Raw genomic sequence first — 20,062 nt, 5'->3', positions numbered from 1 at the left:
CCGTTCGCCCTCAGCGGAGACACATACGCTGGAAGGCATGGACGACAGGTACGGATCCGATGTGCTCGCGGCGGGATGGCGGGAGCGAGCGGCGAAGCCCGTGCCGCAGGTCGCCGCCGAGCTCGACCTGGTCGTGGAGGTCGCGGAGGACGGGTACTGCGGTGCCGTCACCCGGGTGCAGGGCGGCACCGTCGAGCTCGAGGATCGCCGAGGCCGCAAGCGGCTCTTCCCCCTCGGCGGGGGCTTCCTGATCGACGGCTCTCCGGTGCGGCTCACGGTGCCCGCGCCCCGAGAGCAGGGCGCGAGGCGGACGGCATCCGGATCCTTCGCGGTCGCCGATCAGCGCGCTCGCGTGGCGCTCCCCAGCCGCATCCTCGTGGAGGGCAAGCACGACGCCGAGCTGGTCGAGAAGGTGTGGGGCGCTGACCTGCGCGTCGAGGGCGTGGTTGTCGAGTTCCTGCAGGGCGTCGACCTGCTCGACGAGCTGCTCGCCGCCGAGCCCCCGACCGCCGCGCGACGCTACGGCGTGCTCGTCGATCACCTCGTCCCCGGATCGAAGGAGTCGAGGATCGCCGAGGCGGTCGCCCGTGGGCCGCACGGGCGTCATGTGAAGATCGTCGGGCATCCCTTCGTCGACGTGTGGCAGTGCGTCACGCCACGGGCGCTCGGCATCGCCCGGTGGCCGGAGATCCCGCGCGGAACGGACTGGAAGACCGGCATCTGCCGTGCATTCGGCTGGCCCTACGAGACGCAGGCCGACACCGGGCGGGCCTGGCAGCACATCCTGTCGAAGGTGCACACCTATCGCGACCTCGAGCCGGCGCTGCTGGGCCGGGTCGAGGAGCTCATCGACTTCGTCACCGCTCCGGCCGGCTGAGTCGCAGATCCGACCGGCTGAGGAGCCGGCGGTCGGTGGCGTCCCGCCTCGCCGACTACCCTGGATCCATGCCCGAACCCCGCACCTTCCGCGACGAACCGGTGTCGTTCGTGCGCCGTAGCGGCCGGATGTCGGATGCGCAAGAGCGCGCCTTCGACGAGCTCGGCCCGCACTACCTGCTCGACGTCCCCCGTGACGTCGCCTGGACCTCGGTGCACCCCGAGGCCCGGCTCGACCCGGCCGTCGAGTACGGCCGGGAGGCCGACCTCTACGTCGAGATCGGCTCTGGTCAGGGGCACGCCATCGTGTCTGCCGCCTCGTCGCGCCCCGCTGACGACTTCCTCGCCGTCGAGGTCTTCCGGGCGGGTCTCGCCCGTACGATGCTCGACGCCGATCGCGAAGGCGCCCGCAATCTGCGGGTCGTCGAGGCGAACGCGCCGGAGGTGCTCTCGTCGTACCTGCCGGAGGCCGCGGCCGCCGAGGTCTGGATCTTCTTCCCCGATCCGTGGCACAAGAAGAAGCACACCAAGCGCCGCCTCGTGCGCCAGGGCTTCGGCACCACCGCCGCCCGCGCCCTGCGCGACGGCGGCCTGCTGCGTCTGGCCACGGACTGGGAGGACTACGCGGTGCAGATGCGTGAGGTGCTCGATGCCGACCCGCTGTTCGAGCGAGCCTTCGAGGGCGAGTGGGCTGACCGCTTCGAGGGCCGCGTCATGACCGCCTTCGAGCGCAAAGGGATCGCGAAGGGCCGCGACATCCGCGATCTCGTGTATCGGCGGAAGTCGCGCGCGTGACCACGGCGCAGCGCACGTCGACGACGTGGCCCGCCGTGGTGCCTGCGCTGCTGGTGTGCGCTGCGGCGCCGGCGTTCTTCGTCGTGCAGATCGCCTGGCTCGGGTGGGCGCTGCTGGCTCTCGGAATCGCAGGCGCCTGGCTCGTCGAGCGCCGCTCGCCCGCCGCACCCGACCAGACCGTGCGCGTCGGCGCCAGGAGAGACACGGCGCACGTCATCGGAGTCCGCCGGCAGCCGTCGCTCACCCGCGATCTCTCCCTGATCGCTCTCGGCATGCTGATCGTGTCGATCATCCCGCTGGCGGCAGAACTCGACAACCTCGCGATGCTGCGCTTCACGCTCGCCCTCGGCGGTGCCGTGGTGGTGCCCTACGTCGTCTCCCGCTTCGTGTACCGCGACAGGGCGATCGGCTTCCCCTGGCGTGCACACCGCCGCTGGGGGCGGCTGCAGTGGGGCTGGCTCGTGGCCGTCCTGGTGCTCGGCTGGCTGATCCTGCCGTTCTACTTCATCACCAGCGGCGTCTACCAGAACTGGCCTGTCGTCGACTCGCCCGACCTCATCGCCCGGCTGTTCGTCGGCGTCGGAGCGGTCGGCATCTGGGACGAGCTGTTCTTCATCTGCACGGTGTTCGCGCTGCTGCGTCGGCACTTCCCGGATGCGCTCGCGAACGTGCTGCAGATGATCGTGTTCGTCTCGTTCCTCTGGGAGCTCGGATACCGCGAGTGGGGGCCGCTCCTGACGATCCCGTTCGCGCTGCTGCAGGGGTTCATCTTCATGCGGACGCACTCACTGGCCTACGTCGTGACGGTGCACCTGCTGTTCGACGCCGTCGTCTTCGGCGTGCTCGTGCACGCGCACAACCCGGGCCTGCTGCCGATCTTCCTCATCTAGCGGGTCCCGCGCCGATACGATCGAGGCATGCTCATCGTCGGACTCGTCCTCGCCGCGGCCGCTGCCGCCTTCCACGTCTTCATCTTCGCGCTCGAATCGCTCAAGTGGACGGAGCCCGAGACCCGCAAGATCTTCGGCGTCGCGAGTGAGGCGGATGCCGTGACCATGAAGGCGCTCGCCTTCAACCAGGGCTTCTACAACCTGTTCCTGGCCCTCACCGCACTCCTGGGCGTCGGTCTCGTCATCGTCGGCGCCACCACGGTCGGCGTGACCCTGGTGTTCGCCGGCACCGGCATGATGCTCGCGGCCGCACTGGTGCTCGTGCTCTCGGATCCCTCGAAGCTGCGCGCCGCGGCCATGCAGGGGACGCTGCCGCTGCTGGCCGTGATCGCCACCGCCGTCGGGGTCGCCACCGCCTGACGATCGCCACTCCCCGGTGGTCGCGAGCCGGTCCGAGGGGTGACAACCTCGCTGCCACCGGCCACACTCGTCTCATGGCCGAGTGGGTGCTGCATGTCGACATGGACCAGTTCATCGCCGCCGTCGAGGTGCTGCGACGTCCCGAGCTCGCCGGGCGCCCGGTGATCGTGGGCGGGCGCGGAGATCCGACCGAGCGCGCCGTGGTCTCGACGGCGTCGTACGAGGCGCGCGCCTTCGGCATCGGGTCGGGGATGCCGCTGAAGATCGCCGCACGCAAGGCGCCGGAGGATGCGGTGTTCCTGCCCGTCGATCATGAGGCCTACGAGTCGGCATCTGCCGAGGTCATGTCCGCCCTGCGTGCGCTGCCGGGTGTGGTGCTCGAGGTCGTCGGTTGGGACGAGTGCTTCCTCGGCGTGACGACGGACGACCCCGAGGCGGTCGCGCGGAGCGCCCAGGCCGCCGTCCTGGAGGCGACGGATCTGCACTGCTCCGTCGGGATCGGAGACAACAAGGTGCGGGCCAAAATCGCCACGGAGTTCGGCAAGCCGCGAGGCGTGTTCCGGCTCACTGCGGAGAACTGGTTCGACGTGATGGGCGAGAAGCCGACCCGTGACCTGTGGGGCGTCGGTCCGAAGGTGCAGAAGCGACTGGCAGCCCGCGGGATCACCACGGTCAGCGAACTCGCCGCAGCGGATGAGGCGGAGCTCGTCTCCGAGTTCGGCCCGCGCATGGGCGTCTGGTACCACGGCCTGGGATCAGGGCTCGGACCCGCCGTGGTCGACGACACCCCGTGGGTCGCGCGCAGTCACAGCCGCGAGACGACCTATCAGCAGAATCTCACGACCGCGAGCGAGGTGCAGGCCGCCGTGGCTGAGCTCGCCGGTCACGCCTTCGAGGACTGCCTGGCTGACGGCCGACCGGTCATGCGCGTCCATCTGAAGGTGCGATACGCCCCCTTCGAGACGAAGACCTTCGGGCGCAAGCTGGCGGCGCCGACGAACGATCGCGACGAGGTCATCGCCGCCGCCGTGGAATTGAGCACGACGCTGGACGCGGAGCGAGAGGTGCGGCTGCTCGGAGTGCGGGCCGAGATGGTCATGCCCGAGGCCGGCGAATCGACGGAGCGCACCCCCGTCAGGGGCCGGATCTGACGGCGATCACTCTCGGATGACCGCGGCGATCGCACTCACCTCGATCAGTGCCCCCGGCACGCCGAGACCGGCCACGAGCGCAGCGGTCACGAGCGGGGGAGCGCCTTCGCGTGCGAGCGTCGAGGCGACAGCCCCGTAGGCGGCGCGCAGATCGGCATCCTGGTGGATGTAGATGGTCCAGCTGATGACGTCGTCGAGCCCTGCTCCGGCTGATTCGAGGGCGAGACGAGCGTTCTGGACGGCGCGGAGCGACTGCTCGGCGGCGTCCGCCGAGATGAGCGCGCCCGTCTCGTCGACGCCGTTCTGGCCGCCGATGTGGATCGTCGTCGCGCCGGGCGGCACGACGGCGACGCGGCTGAAGGCGGGACTCGCGACGAGTCCCGCCGGCTGTGTCAGGGTGATCTCCATGGGTGCAGTGTGCACCCCGCCACGGACATCCGCGACGGGGTGCACATACACCTCGCTTGCCGTGCCGGCACCCTGCGCACCCTGCGCACCGTGGGATCAGAAGCGCAGGAGCACCTTGCCGACGCGACCCGCGGTGTTGCTCGCGCGGACCGCATCCGCGGCATCGGCAGCGTCGAAGATCCCGGCGACGGGAAGGGTGAGCGTGCCGTCGGTGACGCGCTGGATCAGCTCGCCGAACAGTGCGCCGCGGGTCTCGGCATCCATTGTCTGGATGACCTTGCTGCCCCAGAAGCCCTTGACGGTGGCCTGCTTGAAGATCACGTCTCCCGATGCGATCTCCATGGTGGGGGAGTTCATGGCGCCGAACGCGACGAGGGTCCCGCCCTCGCCGAGGAGAGAGAGCACGTCACCCGCAGAGCTGCCGCCCACCGAGTCGATGCCGAAGGCGACGTGCGCGCCGTCGGTGATCTCGGCGACCTGCTCGCGCCAGTCGTCCGCATCCGTGGAGACCACGTTCTCGATGCCCTGATCGCGCAGTTCATCGACTCCGGCAGCGCGACGCACGAGTCCGAGCACGTTCACGCCGCGTGCCGCACCGAGCTGGGCGAGCATGCGGCCCACCGCGCCGTTGGCGGCGTTCTGGACGATCCAGTCGCCCTTCTCCGCCCCGAGGAACTGCAGCAGGCTGATGGTGCTGAACGGCATCGAGACGAGCTGTGCGGCGCTCTCGTCGCTGAGCGCGTCTGGCACGGGGATGAGGCCGGCGGCGGGTGCCACGACGTACTCCGCCCAGGCGCCGAACGTGCCGCCGGTCGCGACGCGCTGTCCGACGGCGAGGTGGTCGACGCCCTCACCGAGCGCGTCGACCACGCCGAGCGCCTCGGTGCCGGATGCCGCGGGGAGCTCCGGCTTGAAGCCGTACGTGCCGCGGATCGTCCACAGGTCGTGGTTGTGGATCGGCGACAGCACGATCCGCAGGCGCACCTGGCCGGGGCCGGGGTTCGGGGTGGGGCGCTCGGTGACGGTGAGGACCTCTTCGGGTTCTCCGAAGGTGTCGTGGGTGAGTGCGCGCATGGTGCCTCCTTGTGGGATGGTCGGGGATCGGTCTGTGGGTCGTCGGGAAGCTCAGGTGTCGATCAGTCGTCGGTGACGGTGATCTCGACCTCGATGTTGCCCCTGGTCGCATTGGAGTACGGGCAGACCTGGTGCGCCGCGTCGGCGAGAGCCTGGGCCTGATCGTGCGGCAGGTCGGGAATGACGACCTCGAGCTGCACCGCGAGTCCGAAGCCGCCCTCGCCGTTCGAACCGATCTGCACGCGCGCTCCGACCGAGGAGTCCGTGATCTTCACCTTCTGCGAGCGTGCGACGGTCTGCAAGGCGGAGTGGAAGCACGCGGCGTAGCCGGCGGCGAACAGCTGCTCGGGGTTCGCGCCGTCGCCGCTGCCTCCCATCTCCTTCGGGATGGCGAGATCCAGGTCGAGGCGGGCGTCGCTCGTGGCGACGCGGCCGTTCCGGCCTGCACCGGTGGCGAGTGCTTCGGCAGTGTAGAGAGCATCCATCGTTTGGATTCCTTCCGTTGGGGTGGTCAGTCGTCGGCGCGCTGCAGTCGCGCGGTCAGCTCCTGCAGCTCGGTGATCAGGCGGTGCCGCTCGTCGTCGTCCTGCATGCCGGCGAGGGCCGCGATCCGGGTGTGCACGGGCGCGACCTCGGCGCGCAGCGCGGTACCCGCATCGGTCAGGCCCACGGTGACGACACGCTCGTCGGCCGTGCTGCGGGCGCGCGCCACGAAGCCCGCCTGCTCGAGGCGGCGCACGAGGGGCGAGAGGGTGCCGGAGTCCAGCTGCATCGCGTCGCCGAGCGAGCCGATCGTCTGCTCGCCCTCCATCCAGAGGATCGCGAGGACGAGGTACTGCGGATACGTCAGACCCCACGGTGCCAAGAGCGTGCGGTACGCCTGCGTCGTCGCGCGGGCGGCGGAATACAGCGAGAAGCACACCATCTCATCGGTCACGGCCATTCCTTGAGTATTGCACGCGATTGAATTGTGCACAACCTAATCAGTGGAACCGGGAGATGGCGATCCGACCCCCGGTGAGATTTAGCTAGCTAAGCTAGTAGTCATGGAACGGTACATTCGGTTGCGCTGGGTCGGCCTCGTCTTCATCAGCATCGCGGTCTCGCTGATCATCGTCGACTCGACGATCGTGAACGTCGCGATCCCGGCGATCGTCGACGACCTCGGCATCACCTCGACCGAGGTGCAGTGGGTGCAGGAGGCCTACACGCTGGTCTTCGCCGCGCTGCTGCTCGTGTTCGGCAGCCTGGCCGACCGGTTCGGCCGGCGACGGGTGATGCTGATCGGCGTCGTGATCTTCGCCGCATCCTCGGTGCTCGCCGCATCCGCTCCGGATGGCGGGATGCTGATCCTCGCCCGCCTCGCGCAGGGGGTGGGCGGCTCGATGATCCTGCCGACCACCCTCTCGATCATCAATGCGACCTTCCGGGGGCGCGAGCGCGGCATCGCATTCGCCGTCTGGGGATCGACCATCGGCGGTATGGCCGCACTCGGCCCGCTTCTCGGGGGCTGGCTGACGACGGCCTTCTCCTGGCGGTGGGCCTTCGGCATCAACATCCCGCTCGGCATTCTCATCATCATCGGCGTGCTGCTCACCGTCGCGGAGTCGCGTAGCGACCGGACATCTCGGATCGACGTGGTCGGGGCGGTGCTGTCGGTCGTCACGATGGCGAGCCTCGTCTTCGGACTGATCGAGGGACGCACCTACGGGTGGTGGCTGGTCGATCAGCGCCCGCAGATCGGCGACTGGAGCTGGCCGTTCGACCTCTCGCCCATCCCGTTCGCGTTCGCGCTCGCCCTGGTGGCGCTCGCCGCGTTCATCGCCTGGGGCGTGCGCCGCGAGCGCCACGGTCGATCGACCTTGCTGGCTCTGCGTCTGTTCTCCATCCCGTCGTTCCGCAACGGCAACATCGCGGCGACCGTGGTCTCCCTCGGCGAGTTCGGAGTCATCCTGGCGCTGCCGCTGTGGCTGCAGTTCGTGCTCGGCTTCGACGCGCTGCAGACCGGGCTGCTGCTGCTCGCTCTGGCGGGAGGCTCGTTCGTCGCGAGCGGCGCGGCGGGCGCGGCGAGCGGCAGGATCGCCCCGGTCTGGGTCGTGCGCGCCGGACTCGTCGCCGAGGTCGTCGGTGTCGCCGGGGTGGGCTTCGTCATCGGGCCGGACGCATCGTGGTTGCCGCTCATCCCGTTCCTCTTCGTCTACGGCCTCGGCGTCGGACTCGCGACCGCGCAGCTCACCGGAGTCGTCCTCGCCGATGTCCCGGTCGCCGACAGCGGTGCAGCCTCCGGCACGCAGTCGACGTCGCGCCAGCTCGGCGCGGCGCTCGGCGTGGCCGTGCTCGGCACGGTGCTGTTCACCAGCACAGCCGGCATCCTCGCGTCCTCCCTCGACGCGCGTGGCGTGCCGGATGAGCAGCGCGATCAGATCGTGTCCGCCGTCGTCGACAGTGCGGGCGCGGCGATCGGCGGGCTCCAGGCGAACCCGGACACCGCCGCGATCGCGGACGACGCCGAGGCGGCGTTCTCGGACGGCACGCGGTTCGCCGCGTGGACGGCGGCTGGCTTCCTGGCGCTGGGACTGCTGTCGACGATCTCGCTCGGATCGGGCTCCGGGCGGACCCGAGAGTCCGAGGGCGCGGACGAGGTGGAAGCGCACGCCGAACCGGACCGCTCGTAGCGCGCACCGGACGCACGAAACCCCCGCCTGAGACAGGCGGGGGTTTTCGCGTGTGCGGTTGTATGTGCCCCCGACAGGAGTCGAACCTGCGACCTACGGTACCGGAAACCGGCGCTCTATCCACTGAGCTACGGAGGCGTACCGATCGACAATATCACTGCTCGGGAGTGGTCTCCGACCCACCGGCCTCGGTGACCGGCGCGTCGCCGAGTTCCGCGAGCGCGGCGGCGAGCTTCTCGGCCAGGTAGCGGTGGCCGTCGGTGGAGGGATGCTTGCGTCCGACCTCCACGTCGATGACCGCGAGATAGTTCTGCTCGGTGATCCAGTCCTGTGCGATGGGGGAGATGTACCACCAGCCTCTGGCCGCGGCGAGTGCACCGAGGTCGGTGTCGATTCGCGCGGTCTCAGCTCCCACCGGCAGCTCGTGCGGGGCAGGGCCGAGGATGACGATCGTCGCCTCCGGGTACTTCGCCGACATCGCATCCCAGGCGGCGGTGACCGCCCCGCGGTAGCCGGCCTCGCCCTGGGCGCGGTCGTTGATCGACCCCTGCATGATGATCAGGTCGGGGGAGAGCGCAGGATCCAGGGCGGCGATGCGCTCTCCGAACGCGGGACCGTCCAGACCGGGCTTCAGGTACCCGCTGCCGCGGACGCCGTTCACGATCGTCTCGCCACCGAGGAGGTCGGCGAGCACGTACGCGTACCCCAGCGTCGGCTCGGTGGCCGCCGAGCCGTACGTCCAGGAATCGCCGAAGACCAGCACGGTCGGATGCTCGGGAAGGAGCAGCGGAACCGGTGCGATCTCGACCGCTTCCTCATCCGTCGCGGCGGCTCCGACCGGGGCGGTCGAGGGCACCGGGACCCACGGACGCCAGACGCCGAGGACCACGGCCGCGACGGCCAGGACGACGGCTACGACGAGACCCGCGACGGGCAGACTGTGGCGGGTGGACGCGGCCTTCATGGCATGACTGTAGATCACGAAACCGCCTGCGCAAATTCGGCGGCCCGACCCGCCGTAAACTGGGTGGTCTATGAACCCTGAAACGCTCGCCGAAGCCCTCCTCGCCGTCCTCGCCCCGATCGCCGAGGAACGACGTCCCGGCGAGCCGTTCACGCTCACCGCATCCGACATCGTGTTCGAGCGTCCCCGCAACCGGGACCACGGCGACTGGGCCTCGAACATCGCGATGCGCCTCGCCAAGCAGTTCGCGACGAACCCCCGCGAGCTCGCGCAGCAGATCGCCGACGGCCTCGCACAGGTCGACGGCGTGCAGAACGCCGAGGTCGCAGGGCCCGGGTTCATCAACATCCGGCTGGATGCCGCAGCCGCCGGCGCCCTGGCGAAGCTCATCGTCGACGCGGGCTCGGCCTACGGGACCAACGACTCCCGTGCGGACGAGACGATCAACCTCGAGTTCGTGTCCGCGAACCCGACCGGCCCCATCCACCTCGGCGGTACCCGCTGGGCCGCGGTCGGCGACTCGCTCGCGCGCATGCTCACCGCGCAGGGAGCGAAGGTCACCAGGGAGTACTACTTCAACGACCACGGCGGGCAGATCGATCGCTTCGCCCGCAGCCTCGTCGCCGCTCACCTGGGCGAGCCGACCCCGGAAGACGGATACGGCGGCGGATACATCCTCGACATCGCCAAGCGCGTCGAACTCGCCTACGACGGCGATCTCTCGGCACTCTCGCCGGAGGACCTGCAGGAAGCCTTCCGCGCGCACGGCGTGAATCTGATGTTCGACGAGATCAAGGCGAGCCTGCACGAGTTCGGCGTGGACTTCGACGTGTACTTCCACGAGAACGACCTGCACGAGTCGGGCGCCGTCGAACGTGCGATCTCGCGGCTGCAGGAGCTCGGCCACATGTTCGAGGCCGACGGTGCGCTCTGGCTGCGCACGACCGAGTTCGGAGATGACAAGGACCGGGTCGTGGTGAAGTCGGATGGACAGCCCGCCTACATCTCCGGCGACCTCGCCTACTACCTGAACAAGCGCGAGCGCGGCTTCAACCGGTGCATCATCATGCTCGGTGCGGATCACCACGGCTACGTGCAGCGGCTCATGGCGATGTGCGCCGCCTTCGGCGACGAGCCGAACGTCAACCTGCAGATCCTCATCGGGCAGATGGTCAACCTCGTGCGCGACGGCCAGCCGATGCGCATGTCCAAGCGCGCTGGCACCGTCGTCACCCTCGAGGACCTGGTCGAGATCGTCGGCGTGGACGCGGCACGGTACGCCCTGACGCGGAGCTCGACCGACTCCAACCTCGACATCGACCTCGACGTCCTGCAGAAGCGGACGAACGACAACCCGGTCTTCTACGTGCAGTACGCGCATGCCCGCACGCACAACGTCGCCCGCAACGCCGCCGATTCCGGGGTGGACCGCTCGGAGTTCGCACCCGAGACGCTGACGCACGAGACCGAGGCCGCACTGCTGGGCGCTCTGCAGGAGTTCCCCCGCATCGTCGCCTTCGCCGCCGAGGTGCGCGAACCCCACCGCGTCGCCCGCTACCTCGAAGAGCTCGCCGGCCTGTATCACCGCTGGTACGACAACTGCCGCGTGATCCCGCAGGGCGACGACCCGATCGAGACGGTGCACCGCACGCGACTGTGGCTCAATGACGCCGCGGGCCAGGTCTTCCGCAACGGTCTCGACCTGCTCGGCGTGTCCGCTCCCGAGCGCATGTGACCCGGCCGTCGTCCGCGCTGTAGGGCAGGATGGCAGCATGAGCGACGACAACCACACCCTCCCTTATCCGGCCGGCGATTCCGAGCATCCGACGCTCGTGATCCCCGGTGGGACGGGGGAGGATGCGGTCGCAGTCGCCCCGGCGAAGCGTCGACGCAAGCGGTGGCCGTGGGTCCTGCTGATCGTCGTGGTGGTCCTGGCGCTGCTCGCGGTCGCCGCGGAGCTCGTCGTCCGCTCGATCCTTCCCGGCGTCGTGCGCTCCCTCGTCATCGACCAGCTCGACCTGCCGGCCGATCAGGAGCTCGACGTCGAAGCCGACGGCATCCTCGTGCCGCAGCTGATCGGCGGTACCCTCGACACGCTGCATCTGTCGACCGACTCGGTGACGCTGCAGGGGATCACGGGTGCGGTCGACGTCACCGCGACCGGCGTGCCGTTGCGAGGCGGCGACCTGCGCGGCGCCTCCGGCACCATCCGCATCGACGAGTCGCAGTTCACCACACTTCTGGAGGGCACCGAGCTCCCGATCGAGACGGTGACGCTGGAGTCCCCGAACGCCACGGTCGCGGGGTCGGTGACGGTGCTCGGCATCGCGATCCCGATCTCGCTGACCGTGACGCCGGGCGTGGCCGAGGGGGATCTCGAGCTCACGCCGGTCGGTCTGACCATCGGCGGACTGGAGGTCGATGCGGATCAGGTCGGCTCATCGCTCGGTTCCCTGGGCGGACGCCTCACCGAGACGCAGCGCATCTGCATCGCCGACCAGCTGCCGGCCGGGATCACGCTCACCGGGCTCGAGATCGAGGGCTCGGATGCGGTGATCGACGTGGACGTCGACGGTGCGATCGCCACGGATCAGGCCCTGTTGGAGAAGGGCGTGTGCCCGCAGGGCTGATAGTCAGTCCGCGGACACCTTCGCACGCGCCTCGCTCTCGGCCTGCTGCGCGGCCCTGAGCTCGGAGGTCGCGAGCGTCACCTCGGCCTCCGCCCGCTGCACCCGGCGCTGCTCGAAGGTCGCCGCGCCGAAGCGGGCATGCACCCGGTCGTGACGCTCCTCCTCCGAGGTGACGATGTAGGCGCACGCGATCAGGATCACCTGGGTCGACAGATTCAGCCAGATCAGCAGTGCGAGCAGCGAGGCGAACGAGGCGAGGAGCGGGTTGCTCGTCGCGCCGCCGATGAAGAGGCCGGAGAGCTCCTGCAGCACGAGGAGTCCGACGCCGCCCACGAGGGCGCCGATCCACAGGGAGCGCGCGGAGGCGTGCACGCCGGAGAGCAGGCGGAACACCCCGGCGATCAGCACCGTGTCCAAAGCCAGCACCACCAGCAGCGAGATGATGCGAAGGCTCCAGGTGGCGACGGGGGAGTCCTCCGGGATGCCGAGCAGTCCGCTGACCCAGCTGATCCCGAGCCGGCCGACGAAGGTGACCGCGGCCGCGGCGACGAACAGGGCGGCGACTCCGACGGCGAGCAGGAGGTTGCGCAGCAGCACCCAGATGAACAGGACGTCGTCATGGGCGGTCCCGGCAAGGACCCGCACGGCGGTCCGCAAGGACCCGACGGCACCCAAGGCGGAGCCGATCAGCGCCACGGTCGAGACGGCTCCCGCGATCGAGAGGGAGAGAGGTTCGCGGAGGTCGGCAGGGTCGACCACACCGTTCTCGCCGATGAGACCAGGGACGACCGACTGCACGGCGTCGATGATCGCGCGCCACGCCTCGGGGTTCCCCGCGAGCCAGAGAGCCGCGACGGAGAAGCCGAGCAGCACGGCCGCGAAGACGCTGAACAGCGCACGATAGGTCACGCTGTCGGCCAGCATCGCGCCTCGGCGTTCCGAGTACAGCAGGAAGGCGCGCACGGGGCGCAGCCTCAGCGCCCAGCGGATCACTGCGGCGATGGCACGCGGGATCGGACCAGGCCGGCGGGCTTCGGATGCTGCGGATTCGGTGCTCACCCTCACCACCTTAGGAGGGGCGCCGACGTGGTCGCAGGGGGTTGACGCGGGGTGTCACCATGACGGACGCGGCATGGGCGGTGCCCTAGAATCGGGGGCAACCTCGCAGTGCGCCCGCCCGCCCGAGACCCGTCCCACGATTGGTGATCCTTGCTCTCCCCTGCCGATTCGCTCGTCCCGGAATGGCTCGTCGTGCCCGACGACGTGAACGACCTCCCGAGTGCCGTCTGGCCGGCATCCGCCGCTCGCGACGCGGATGGCGTCATCCAGCTGGCCGGGATCCCCGCGACCGAGCTCGCGCAGACCTACGGCACTCCGCTGCTCGTGGTCGACGAGGACGAGGTGCGCTCGCGCGCCAGGGCCTTCCGTCTCGCCTTCGACGCCGCGGCCGCCGATCACGGCACCACCGCGCAGGTCTACTACGCCGGCAAGGCACTGCTGACCACCACCGTGGCCCGCTGGGTCATCGACGAGGGCCTTCGCATCGACGTGTGTACCCGGGGCGAGCTCGAGGTCGCACTCGCGGCGGGTGTCGCTCCGGCATCCCTCGGGTTCCACGGCAACAACAAGTCTGTCGCCGAGCTCGAGCGGGCCGTCGACGTCGGCATCGGCACGATCATCGTCGACAGCGCGATCGAGATCGAGCGGCTCGCGGCGATCACCGCGCGGACGGGTACCGTCCAGCGCGTGCTGGTCCGTGTGATCAGCGGTGTGCATGCCGAGACCCACGACTTCCTCGCGACCGCGCACGAGGATCAGAAGTTCGGATTCCCGCTCGCCGAGGCGGAGCAGGCGGTCGCCCGCATCCGCGAGATCCCCGGCATCGAGTTCGCCGGTCTGCACTGCCACATCGGGTCGCAGATCTTCGGCGTCGCCGGATTCCGGGAGTCCGCCGCGCGGGTGCTGGAGCTCCACGCCACACTGCTCGAAGACGGACCCGTGCCGCAGCTCAACCTCGGCGGGGGGTTCGGGATCGCGTACACCAGCGTCGACGACCCCACGCCGATCGAGACCCTGGCTGCCGAGATCGTCGATGCGGTCGCCGAGGGATGCGAGGCGCGCGGGATCGCCGTCCCCGCCCTCTCGTTCGAGCCGGGTCGGGCGATCGTCGGCACCGCAGGGGTGACGCTCTACGAGGTGGGCACCACCAAGGACGTCTCGCTCGACGCCGGCACCAGCCGTCGGTACATCAGCGTCGACGGCGGGATGAGCGACAACGCGCGCCCCGCCCTCTACGGCGCCCAGTTCTCCGCCCGCCTCGCCTCGCGCGCCGGGGTGGGCGAAGCTCGACTCAGCCGCGTGGTCGGCAAGCACTGCGAATCCGGCGACATCGTCGTGGACCACGAGTTCCTCCCCGCCGACGTCTCGCCCGGCGACCTGCTGGCGGTGCCCGCCACCGGCGCCTACTGCGCACCGCTGGCGAGCAACTACAACCACGTCCCTCGTCCTCCGATCGTCGCCGTGCGCGACGGGAGGTCGTCGGTCATCGTCCGCGGCGAGACCATCGCAGATGTCCTCGCGCGGGATACCGGCATCGACGCCACCGGGATCGACCGCTGATCGGAGCCGCGGCCCGCGCGGCTCCTCACGATCCACCACCGACCACCCTCCTAAGGAGAAGCAATGACGACTGAGTATCGACGACTTCGGGTGGCGCTCCTGGGCGCCGGCGCGGTCGGCTCGCAGGTGGCCGACCTCCTGCTGCGCCATGGCGACGAGCTCGCCGACCGCGCTGGCGCCGCTCTCGAGCTGGCCGGGATCGCCGTGCGCAACCTCGACGCCCCGCGCGACGTCGACCTTCCGAAGGATCTCTTCACCACGGATGCCGAGTCGCTGATCCTCGGCTCCGACATCGTGATCGAGCTGATCGGCGGCATCGAGCCCGCTCGCACCAGCATCCTGCAGGCGATCGGCTCCGGCGCCGACGTCGTCACGGCCAATAAGGCCCTGCTCGCCACCCACGGTCCCGAGCTCTTCGAAGCGGCTGACCGGGTGGGTGCCTCCGTCTATTACGAGGCCGCCGCCGCCGGGGCGATCCCGATCATCCGTCCGCTGCGCGACTCGCTCGCCGGTGACCGCGTCGTGCGCATCATGGGCATCGTGAACGGCACCACCAACTACATCCTCGACCGCATGGACACCGAGGGCGCCGACTTCGCCGACGTGCTCGCCGACGCCCAGCGTCTCGGCTATGCGGAGGCCGACCCCACTGCGGACGTCGAGGGCTACGACGCCGCGCAGAAGGCGGCGATCCTCGCCAGCCTCGCCTTCCACACGGCCGTGCCGCTGGACGCGGTGCACCGCGAGGGCATCACCTCGATCACCGCGTCGATGATCGAGGAGGCGCGGGCAGCCGGCTTCGTCATCAAGCTCCTCGCCGTCTGCGAGCGCATCGAGGCCAACGGCGCCGAGTCGATCTCGGTCCGCGTCTACCCGGCGCTGGTGCCGCAGTCGCACCCGCTCGCCTCGGTGCACGGCGCGAACAACGCCGTGTTCGTCGAGGCGGAGGCCGCCGGCTCCCTGATGTTCTACGGCGCGGGAGCGGGCGGCGTGCAGACGGCATCCGCTGTCCTCGGCGACGTCGTGTCGGCCGCCCGCCGCCACATCGCCGGCGGAGTGGGCGTGGGCGAGTCGACCCGCGCAAACCTGCCGGTCGTGCCCATCGGACATGTCACGACGCGCTACCAGATCACGCTCGAGGTCTCGGACGCACCGGGCGTCCTCGCCACCGTCGCCGGCATCCTCAGCGACGGCGACGTGTCGGTGGCGACCGTCGTGCAGACGGTCGAGGGCGAGGCTGAGCCGACTGCTCGACTCGTCATCGGCACCCACCGGGCCACGGATGCCGCTCTCAGCGCCACCGTCGATGCCCTCGCCGACAGCTCCGTGGTCGAGCGCGTGGTCTCGGTGCTGCGCGTGGAAGGCGAGTGACGATGGCCGCAGGGCGCTCGGTCGAGGTCACGGTCCCCGCGACCAGCGCGAACCTCGGCCCCGGATTCGACACTCTCGGCCTCGCGCTCAGCGTCTACGACACACTGCTGGTCACCGAACTCCCCGCAGGAGAGCTCGAGATCGAGGTCTCGGGATCGGGTGCGGGCGAGATCCCGCGCGACGGCTCGAACCTGATCGTCCGCACGGTGGCGCACGTGTACGCCGACGTCGACCGCCCGCTCCCCGGTCTGCGGATCGTCGCGGAGAACGGCGTCCCGCACGGCCGCGGTCTCGGATCCTCCGGAGCGGCGGTGGCCGCAGGCATCCTTGCGGCCAAGGGGCTGCTCGAGGGCGACATCGAGATCAGCGATGCCGATATGCTGCGTCTCGCGACCGAGATCGAAGGGCACCCCGACAACGTCGCCCCCGCGCTGTTCGGCGGACTGACGATCGCGTGGGTCGGAGAGCGCGGACCCCAGCACAAGAAGCTGCTCGTGCACCGCGGCGTCTCGCCGCTGGTGCTGGTGCCCTCGTACACGATGTCGACCTCCAAGGCGCGCTCGCTGCAGCCGCCGCAGGTCTCGACGGCGGATGCGGTGTTCAACGTCTCGCGCTCCGCCCTTCTCATCGCGGCACTGACCCAGAGCCCCGAGCTGCTGTTCGACGCCACGGCCGACCGGCTCCACCAGGACTACCGCGCCGAGGCGATGCCCGAGACGCAGCGCCTCGTGCAGGCGCTGCGCGCCGCCGGTTTCGCAGCCGTCGTCTCGGGGGCAGGCCCGAGCGTCCTCGTCCTCGCGGACGGTCCCGGCAGTCGACAGGACGCCGTCGAGCTCGCCGAATCCACGACCGACACCCCGTGGGATGCGCTCCTGCTCGCGGTCGACGTCCGTGGTGGTACAGTGGGGGATCGAGCGGAGGGCTCCACGTAACTGCGTGAATCTGGCCCCATTGCAACTCTGCAAGACCCGCACGCAAACCCCTGTGGCACTGCTCTTTCCGAGAACCTCGTTCTTTCTGAGAACCCAGTGCCGAGGCTGGCTGGCGCCGAGCGTCAGCCCGTGCGACCGCGCGCAGCACCCGTTGTGCGCGTACCGCTCATGTCTCCGAGACCAAAGAGGGAGTACTCGTGGAGAATTTCTCCGAGACCCAGAACGACCAGGCGGCATCTGCCGCTGAAGCTCCGGCACAGGCCGTGAGCTCCGACGCGGCGGCCACCGCCGCGACCGAGGTGGCACCGGCCCGCAAGCGCGCGCCGCGCCGGGCGAGCACGGCCACCGCCGCTGCCAAGGCCGAGAAGGCCGCTGCGGCGGACGCTCCCGCCGACGCCGCCCCGGCGGCATCCACCTCGGGCGCATCCGAGTCGTCGGCCGCTGAGGCGCCCGCCGCCGAGGCGCCGAAGGCCAAGGCTCCTCGCCGCAGCCGAGCCAAGAAGGCCGACGCCGAGCCTGCTCCGGCCGCCGAGAGTGCTGCGGCCCCTGCCGACGCACCGGCCGCAGCCGCTGAGGCGCCCGCCGCCCCGGCCCCCGAGAGCGCCGAGGGCTCGGACGAGCCGAAGAAGACCACCGGGCGTGGCCGTCGCACCGCCAAGAAGCCGGCGGCCGACGCCGAGCAGCCCGCTGCAGAGAAGCAGTCGGAGGCGGCTCCCGCCGAGTCCGCTCCGTCCGGCGACTCCTCCGACTCCGCAGACGGAGGCGACGAGCAGGGCGGCCGCGGTCGCAACCGCAACCGCAGCCGCAACCGCGGTCGTGGCCAGAACGGCAACGGCAACGGTGGCGAGCAGCAGCAGTCTCAGCAGCAGCAGCCGCAGCAGCAGAACGCCTCCGACGACGAGGGCGGCAACGGTCGCAACCGTCAGCGCAACAAGCGCCGTGGCGGAGTGCCGACCGACGAGTTCGACACCGAGATCGGCGAGGACGACGTCCTGATCCCGATCGCGGGCATCCTCGACGTCCTCGACAACTACGCCTTCGTGCGCACCACCGGCTACCTCGCCGGCCCCAGCGACGTCTACGTCTCGCTCGGCCAGGTCAAGAAGTACAACCTGCGCAAGGGCGACGCGATCGTCGGCGCGATCAAGCAGCCGCGCGAGGGCGAGCAGCAGGGGCGTCAGAAGTACAACGCCCTGGTGAAGGTCGACTCGATCAACGGACTGTCGATCGACGATGCGGCCACCCGCGTGGAGTTCGGCAAGCTCACCCCGCTGTACCCCCAGGAGCGCCTGCGCCTGGAGACGGCACCCGAGAAGCTGACGCAGCGCATCATCGACCTCGTCGCCCCGATCGGCAAGGGCCAGCGCGGCCTCATCGTCGCGCCCCCGAAGGCCGGCAAGACGATCGTGCTGCAGCAGATCGCCAACGCGATCGCGCAGAACAACCCCGAGGTCCACCTCATGGTCGTGCTCGTCGACGAGCGCCCCGAAGAGGTCACCGACATGGAGCGCACGGTGAAGGGCGAGGTCATCGCCTCGACCTTCGACCGCCCCGCTGAGGACCACACCACGGTCGCCGAGCTCGCCATCGAGCGCGCCAAGCGTCTCGTCGAGCTCGGTCGCGACGTCGTCGTGCTGCTCGACTCGATCACCCGCCTGGGTCGTGCCTACAACCTCGCGGCCCCCGCCTCCGGTCGCGTACTCTCGGGCGGTGTCGACGCCTCGGCGCTCTACCCGCCCAAGCGCTTCTTCGGTGCGGCGCGCAACATCGAGAACGGTGGATCGCTCACCATCCTCGCGACCGCGCTCGTCGAGACCGGCTCCAAGATGGACGAGGTCATCTTCGAGGAGTTCAAGGGCACCGGCAACAGCGAGCTGCGTCTGTCGCGCCAGCTGGCCGACAAGCGGATCTTCCCCGCGGTCGACGTCAACGCGTCGAGCACCCGCCGTGAAGAGATGCTGCTCTCCACCGACGAGGTCAAGATCACCTGGAAGCTGCGCCGTGCCCTCGCGGGTCTCGACCAGCAGCAGGCGCTCGAGGTCGTCCTCGGCAAGCTCAAGGAGACCCACTCGAACGTGGAGTTCCTCGTGCAGATGCAGAAGTCGATTCCGACGCTGCCCTCGGGCGCGCACGGCCACGACAACAACATCCGCTGAGCGGAGCCACCGTGTTCGAGTCCGTCCAGACTCTGATCGACGAGCATCGCCGGGTGCAGGAGGAGCTCTCCGACCCGGCGGTGCACGCCGACGCCGCCCGCGCGAAGCGCGTCAATCGCCGCTACGCCGAGCTGTCGAGGATCGTCGCCGCCCACGAGGCGTGGGTGGCGGCATCCGACGATCTGGATGCCGCGCGCGAGCTCGCCCGCGAGGACGAGGCGTTCGCCGCCGAGATCCCCGCACTCGAGGCGGGGGTCCAGCAGACCCAGGAGCGGCTCCGGCGCCTGCTCATCCCGCGCGACCCCGACGACGCCCGCGATGTGATCATGGAGATCAAGGCGGGGGAGGGCGGTGCGGAGTCGGCGCTGTTCGCCGCCGATCTGCTGCGCATGTACATCCAGTACGCCGCCTCCAAGGGGTGGAAGACCGAGCTGCTCGAGCGCAACGAGTCCGATCTCGGCGGATACAAGGACGTCCAGGTCGCGATCAAGGGGTCCTCGTCCGACCCCGCGCAGGGCGTCTGGGCGCACCTCAAGTACGAGGGCGGCGTGCACCGCGTGCAGCGGGTGCCGGCGACGGAATCGCAGGGACGCATCCACACCTCGACCACCGGCGTGCTGGTCTTTCCCGAGGTCGATGAGCCGGACGAGATCGCGATCAACCAGAACGATCTCAAGATCGACGTGTTCCGCTCGTCGGGGCCGGGCGGTCAGTCCGTCAACACGACCGACTCCGCAGTGCGCATCACGCACCTGCCGAGCGGCATCGTCGTCTCGATGCAGAATGAGAAGTCGCAGCTGCAGAACCGAGAGGCCGCGATGCGCGTCCTGCGCGCACGGCTCCTCGCCAAGCAGCAGGAGGAGCTGGATGCCGCGGCATCCGACGCCCGCAAGTCGCAGATCCGTGGCATGGACCGCTCGGAGCGCATCCGCACCTACAACTTCCCCGAGAACCGGATCGCCGACCATCGGACGGGATTCAAGGCGTACAACCTCGACCAGGTGATGGACGGCGCGCTCGAGCCGATCATCGAGAGCGCCATCCAGGCCGACGAAGAAGCGCGTCTCGCGGCTGTCGGCTCGGAGTCCTGAGCCGGCGTTT

The 20,062-nt window shown here is 69.9% G+C and carries 19 protein-coding genes and 1 tRNA gene; 13 read left to right on the top strand and 7 right to left on the bottom strand.

All coding sequences use genetic code 11. The features are described 5' to 3' along the window. The first annotated feature begins 37 nt into the window (after positions 1 to 37). The 5 genes from BLW44_RS12000 (at position 38) to BLW44_RS11980 (ending at position 4,132) form a co-directional block, all read left to right on the top strand. The gene (locus BLW44_RS12000; RefSeq protein WP_060926555.1) at positions 38 to 877 is read left to right on the top strand and encodes a DUF3097 domain-containing protein; all 840 of its coding nucleotides are present in this window, start codon (positions 38 to 40) and stop codon (positions 875 to 877) included. 68 nt (positions 878 to 945) lie between these two features. Beyond that, positions 946 to 1,671 (top strand): tRNA (guanosine(46)-N7)-methyltransferase TrmB, encoded by a 726-nt coding sequence (trmB, locus tag BLW44_RS11995; RefSeq protein WP_060926556.1) that lies wholly within the window; start codon positions 946 to 948, stop codon positions 1,669 to 1,671. Continuing rightward, positions 1,668 to 2,561: a CPBP family intramembrane glutamic endopeptidase gene (locus BLW44_RS11990; RefSeq protein WP_060926557.1), complete on the top strand. Its 894-nt coding sequence runs from the start codon at positions 1,668 to 1,670 to the stop codon at positions 2,559 to 2,561. The genes trmB and BLW44_RS11990 overlap by 4 nt, the downstream gene beginning before the upstream one ends. 27 nt (positions 2,562 to 2,588) lie before the next feature. Then, positions 2,589 to 2,981, top strand: a complete 393-nt coding sequence (locus BLW44_RS11985; protein ID WP_060926558.1) for a DUF1304 domain-containing protein — start codon at positions 2,589 to 2,591, stop codon at positions 2,979 to 2,981. A gap of 74 nt (positions 2,982 to 3,055) precedes the next feature. Continuing rightward, complete coding sequence (locus tag BLW44_RS11980; RefSeq protein WP_060926559.1) at positions 3,056 to 4,132, top strand: DNA polymerase IV; 1,077 nt, start codon at positions 3,056 to 3,058, stop codon at positions 4,130 to 4,132. A gap of 6 nt (positions 4,133 to 4,138) precedes the next feature. Here the strand turns inward: BLW44_RS11980 and BLW44_RS11975 are convergent, their stop codons facing one another. The 4 genes from BLW44_RS11975 to BLW44_RS11960 all read right to left on the bottom strand — a co-directional run bounded on the left by BLW44_RS11975 (position 4,139) and on the right by BLW44_RS11960 (position 6,557). Further along, positions 4,139 to 4,540 (bottom strand): RidA family protein, encoded by a 402-nt coding sequence (locus tag BLW44_RS11975; protein WP_060926560.1) that lies wholly within the window; start codon positions 4,538 to 4,540, stop codon positions 4,139 to 4,141. A gap of 96 nt (positions 4,541 to 4,636) precedes the next feature. After that, positions 4,637 to 5,614, bottom strand: a complete 978-nt coding sequence (locus BLW44_RS11970; protein WP_060926561.1) for a zinc-binding dehydrogenase — start codon at positions 5,612 to 5,614, stop codon at positions 4,637 to 4,639. A 62-nt stretch (positions 5,615 to 5,676) separates the two neighbouring features. Continuing rightward, positions 5,677 to 6,099 carry an organic hydroperoxide resistance protein gene (locus BLW44_RS11965; protein WP_060926562.1) on the bottom strand — a complete coding sequence of 141 codons (423 nt, stop codon included), beginning with the start codon at positions 6,097 to 6,099 and terminating at the stop codon, positions 5,677 to 5,679. A 26-nt stretch (positions 6,100 to 6,125) separates the two neighbouring features. Then, on the bottom strand, positions 6,126 to 6,557 hold the full coding sequence (locus BLW44_RS11960) for a MarR family winged helix-turn-helix transcriptional regulator (protein WP_174521349.1): 432 nt from the start codon (positions 6,555 to 6,557) through the stop codon (positions 6,126 to 6,128). A gap of 103 nt (positions 6,558 to 6,660) precedes the next feature. Here BLW44_RS11960 and BLW44_RS11955 point away from each other — a divergent pair, with 103 nt between their 5' ends. Then, a complete protein-coding gene (locus BLW44_RS11955; protein ID WP_060926563.1) occupies positions 6,661 to 8,289 on the top strand; it encodes an MFS transporter in 1,629 nt (542 codons plus the stop codon). A 65-nt stretch (positions 8,290 to 8,354) separates the two neighbouring features. Here BLW44_RS11955 and BLW44_RS11950 read toward each other — a convergent pair. Together BLW44_RS11950 and BLW44_RS11945 are read right to left on the bottom strand one after the other, a co-directional pair. Further along, a tRNA-Arg gene (locus BLW44_RS11950) sits at positions 8,355 to 8,427 on the bottom strand. Positions 8,428 to 8,443: 16 nt separating this feature from the next. After that, entirely contained in the window at positions 8,444 to 9,253 is an 810-nt protein-coding gene (locus tag BLW44_RS11945) for an SGNH/GDSL hydrolase family protein (protein WP_082724509.1), read from the bottom strand. 70 nt (positions 9,254 to 9,323) lie between these two features. Between BLW44_RS11945 and argS the strand changes: the two genes are divergently transcribed. Both argS and BLW44_RS11935 read left to right on the top strand, forming a co-directional pair. Then, positions 9,324 to 10,988: an arginine--tRNA ligase gene (gene argS / locus BLW44_RS11940; protein WP_060926564.1), complete on the top strand. Its 1,665-nt coding sequence runs from the start codon at positions 9,324 to 9,326 to the stop codon at positions 10,986 to 10,988. 37 nt (positions 10,989 to 11,025) lie between these two features. Further along, positions 11,026 to 11,883 (top strand): LmeA family phospholipid-binding protein, encoded by an 858-nt coding sequence (locus BLW44_RS11935; RefSeq protein WP_060926565.1) that lies wholly within the window; start codon positions 11,026 to 11,028, stop codon positions 11,881 to 11,883. Between the two features lie 3 nt (positions 11,884 to 11,886). Here the strand turns inward: BLW44_RS11935 and BLW44_RS11930 are convergent, their stop codons facing one another. Beyond that, positions 11,887 to 12,942 carry a YhjD/YihY/BrkB family envelope integrity protein gene (locus BLW44_RS11930; RefSeq protein ID WP_060926566.1) on the bottom strand — a complete coding sequence of 352 codons (1,056 nt, stop codon included), beginning with the start codon at positions 12,940 to 12,942 and terminating at the stop codon, positions 11,887 to 11,889. Between the two features lie 150 nt (positions 12,943 to 13,092). Here BLW44_RS11930 and lysA point away from each other — a divergent pair, with 150 nt between their 5' ends. The 5 genes from lysA (at position 13,093) to prfA (ending at position 20,052) form a co-directional block, all read left to right on the top strand. After that, positions 13,093 to 14,502: a diaminopimelate decarboxylase gene (lysA, locus tag BLW44_RS11925; protein WP_060926567.1), complete on the top strand. Its 1,410-nt coding sequence runs from the start codon at positions 13,093 to 13,095 to the stop codon at positions 14,500 to 14,502. A gap of 63 nt (positions 14,503 to 14,565) precedes the next feature. Then, the gene (locus BLW44_RS11920; protein WP_060926568.1) at positions 14,566 to 15,873 is read left to right on the top strand and encodes a homoserine dehydrogenase; all 1,308 of its coding nucleotides are present in this window, start codon (positions 14,566 to 14,568) and stop codon (positions 15,871 to 15,873) included. A 2-nt stretch (positions 15,874 to 15,875) separates the two neighbouring features. Then, the gene (thrB, locus tag BLW44_RS11915) at positions 15,876 to 16,805 is read left to right on the top strand and encodes a homoserine kinase (protein WP_060926569.1); all 930 of its coding nucleotides are present in this window, start codon (positions 15,876 to 15,878) and stop codon (positions 16,803 to 16,805) included. Positions 16,806 to 17,002: 197 nt separating this feature from the next. Beyond that, positions 17,003 to 18,961 carry a transcription termination factor Rho gene (gene rho / locus BLW44_RS11910; protein WP_074731786.1) on the top strand — a complete coding sequence of 653 codons (1,959 nt, stop codon included), beginning with the start codon at positions 17,003 to 17,005 and terminating at the stop codon, positions 18,959 to 18,961. Between the two features lie 11 nt (positions 18,962 to 18,972). Continuing rightward, positions 18,973 to 20,052, top strand: a complete 1,080-nt coding sequence (gene prfA, locus BLW44_RS11905; protein WP_060928351.1) for a peptide chain release factor 1 — start codon at positions 18,973 to 18,975, stop codon at positions 20,050 to 20,052. Positions 20,053 to 20,062 lie beyond the last annotated feature (10 nt).

The sequence above is a fragment of the Microbacterium hydrocarbonoxydans genome (assembly GCF_900105205.1).
In the GTDB taxonomy this organism is placed as follows: domain Bacteria; phylum Actinomycetota; class Actinomycetes; order Actinomycetales; family Microbacteriaceae; genus Microbacterium; species Microbacterium hydrocarbonoxydans.
Note: the sequence above shows the minus strand (reverse complement) of the source record. Positions and strands in the feature narration are given on the sequence as shown.

Bases quoted from the DNA above. Each gene is read 5' to 3' on its own strand.
- thrB (WP_060926569.1), top strand. From the start codon at position 15,876: ATGGCCGCAGGGCGCTCGGTCGAGGTCACGGTCCCCGCGACCAGCGCG.
- BLW44_RS11970 (WP_060926561.1), bottom strand. From the start codon at position 5,614: ATGCGCGCACTCACCCACGACACCTTCGGAGAACCCGAAGAGGTCCTC.
- argS (WP_060926564.1), top strand. From the start codon at position 9,324: ATGAACCCTGAAACGCTCGCCGAAGCCCTCCTCGCCGTCCTCGCCCCG.
- BLW44_RS11945 (WP_082724509.1), bottom strand. From the start codon at position 9,253: ATGAAGGCCGCGTCCACCCGCCACAGTCTGCCCGTCGCGGGTCTCGTC.
- BLW44_RS11955 (WP_060926563.1), top strand. From the start codon at position 6,661: ATGGAACGGTACATTCGGTTGCGCTGGGTCGGCCTCGTCTTCATCAGC.
- BLW44_RS11960 (WP_174521349.1), bottom strand. From the start codon at position 6,557: ATGGCCGTGACCGATGAGATGGTGTGCTTCTCGCTGTATTCCGCCGCC.
- BLW44_RS11920 (WP_060926568.1), top strand. From the start codon at position 14,566: ATGACGACTGAGTATCGACGACTTCGGGTGGCGCTCCTGGGCGCCGGC.
- trmB (WP_060926556.1), top strand. From the start codon at position 946: ATGCCCGAACCCCGCACCTTCCGCGACGAACCGGTGTCGTTCGTGCGC.
- BLW44_RS11975 (WP_060926560.1), bottom strand. From the start codon at position 4,540: ATGGAGATCACCCTGACACAGCCGGCGGGACTCGTCGCGAGTCCCGCC.
- BLW44_RS11985 (WP_060926558.1), top strand. From the start codon at position 2,589: ATGCTCATCGTCGGACTCGTCCTCGCCGCGGCCGCTGCCGCCTTCCAC.
- BLW44_RS11965 (WP_060926562.1), bottom strand. From the start codon at position 6,099: ATGGATGCTCTCTACACTGCCGAAGCACTCGCCACCGGTGCAGGCCGG.
- BLW44_RS11980 (WP_060926559.1), top strand. From the start codon at position 3,056: ATGGCCGAGTGGGTGCTGCATGTCGACATGGACCAGTTCATCGCCGCC.
- BLW44_RS11935 (WP_060926565.1), top strand. From the start codon at position 11,026: ATGAGCGACGACAACCACACCCTCCCTTATCCGGCCGGCGATTCCGAG.
- BLW44_RS12000 (WP_060926555.1), top strand. From the start codon at position 38: ATGGACGACAGGTACGGATCCGATGTGCTCGCGGCGGGATGGCGGGAG.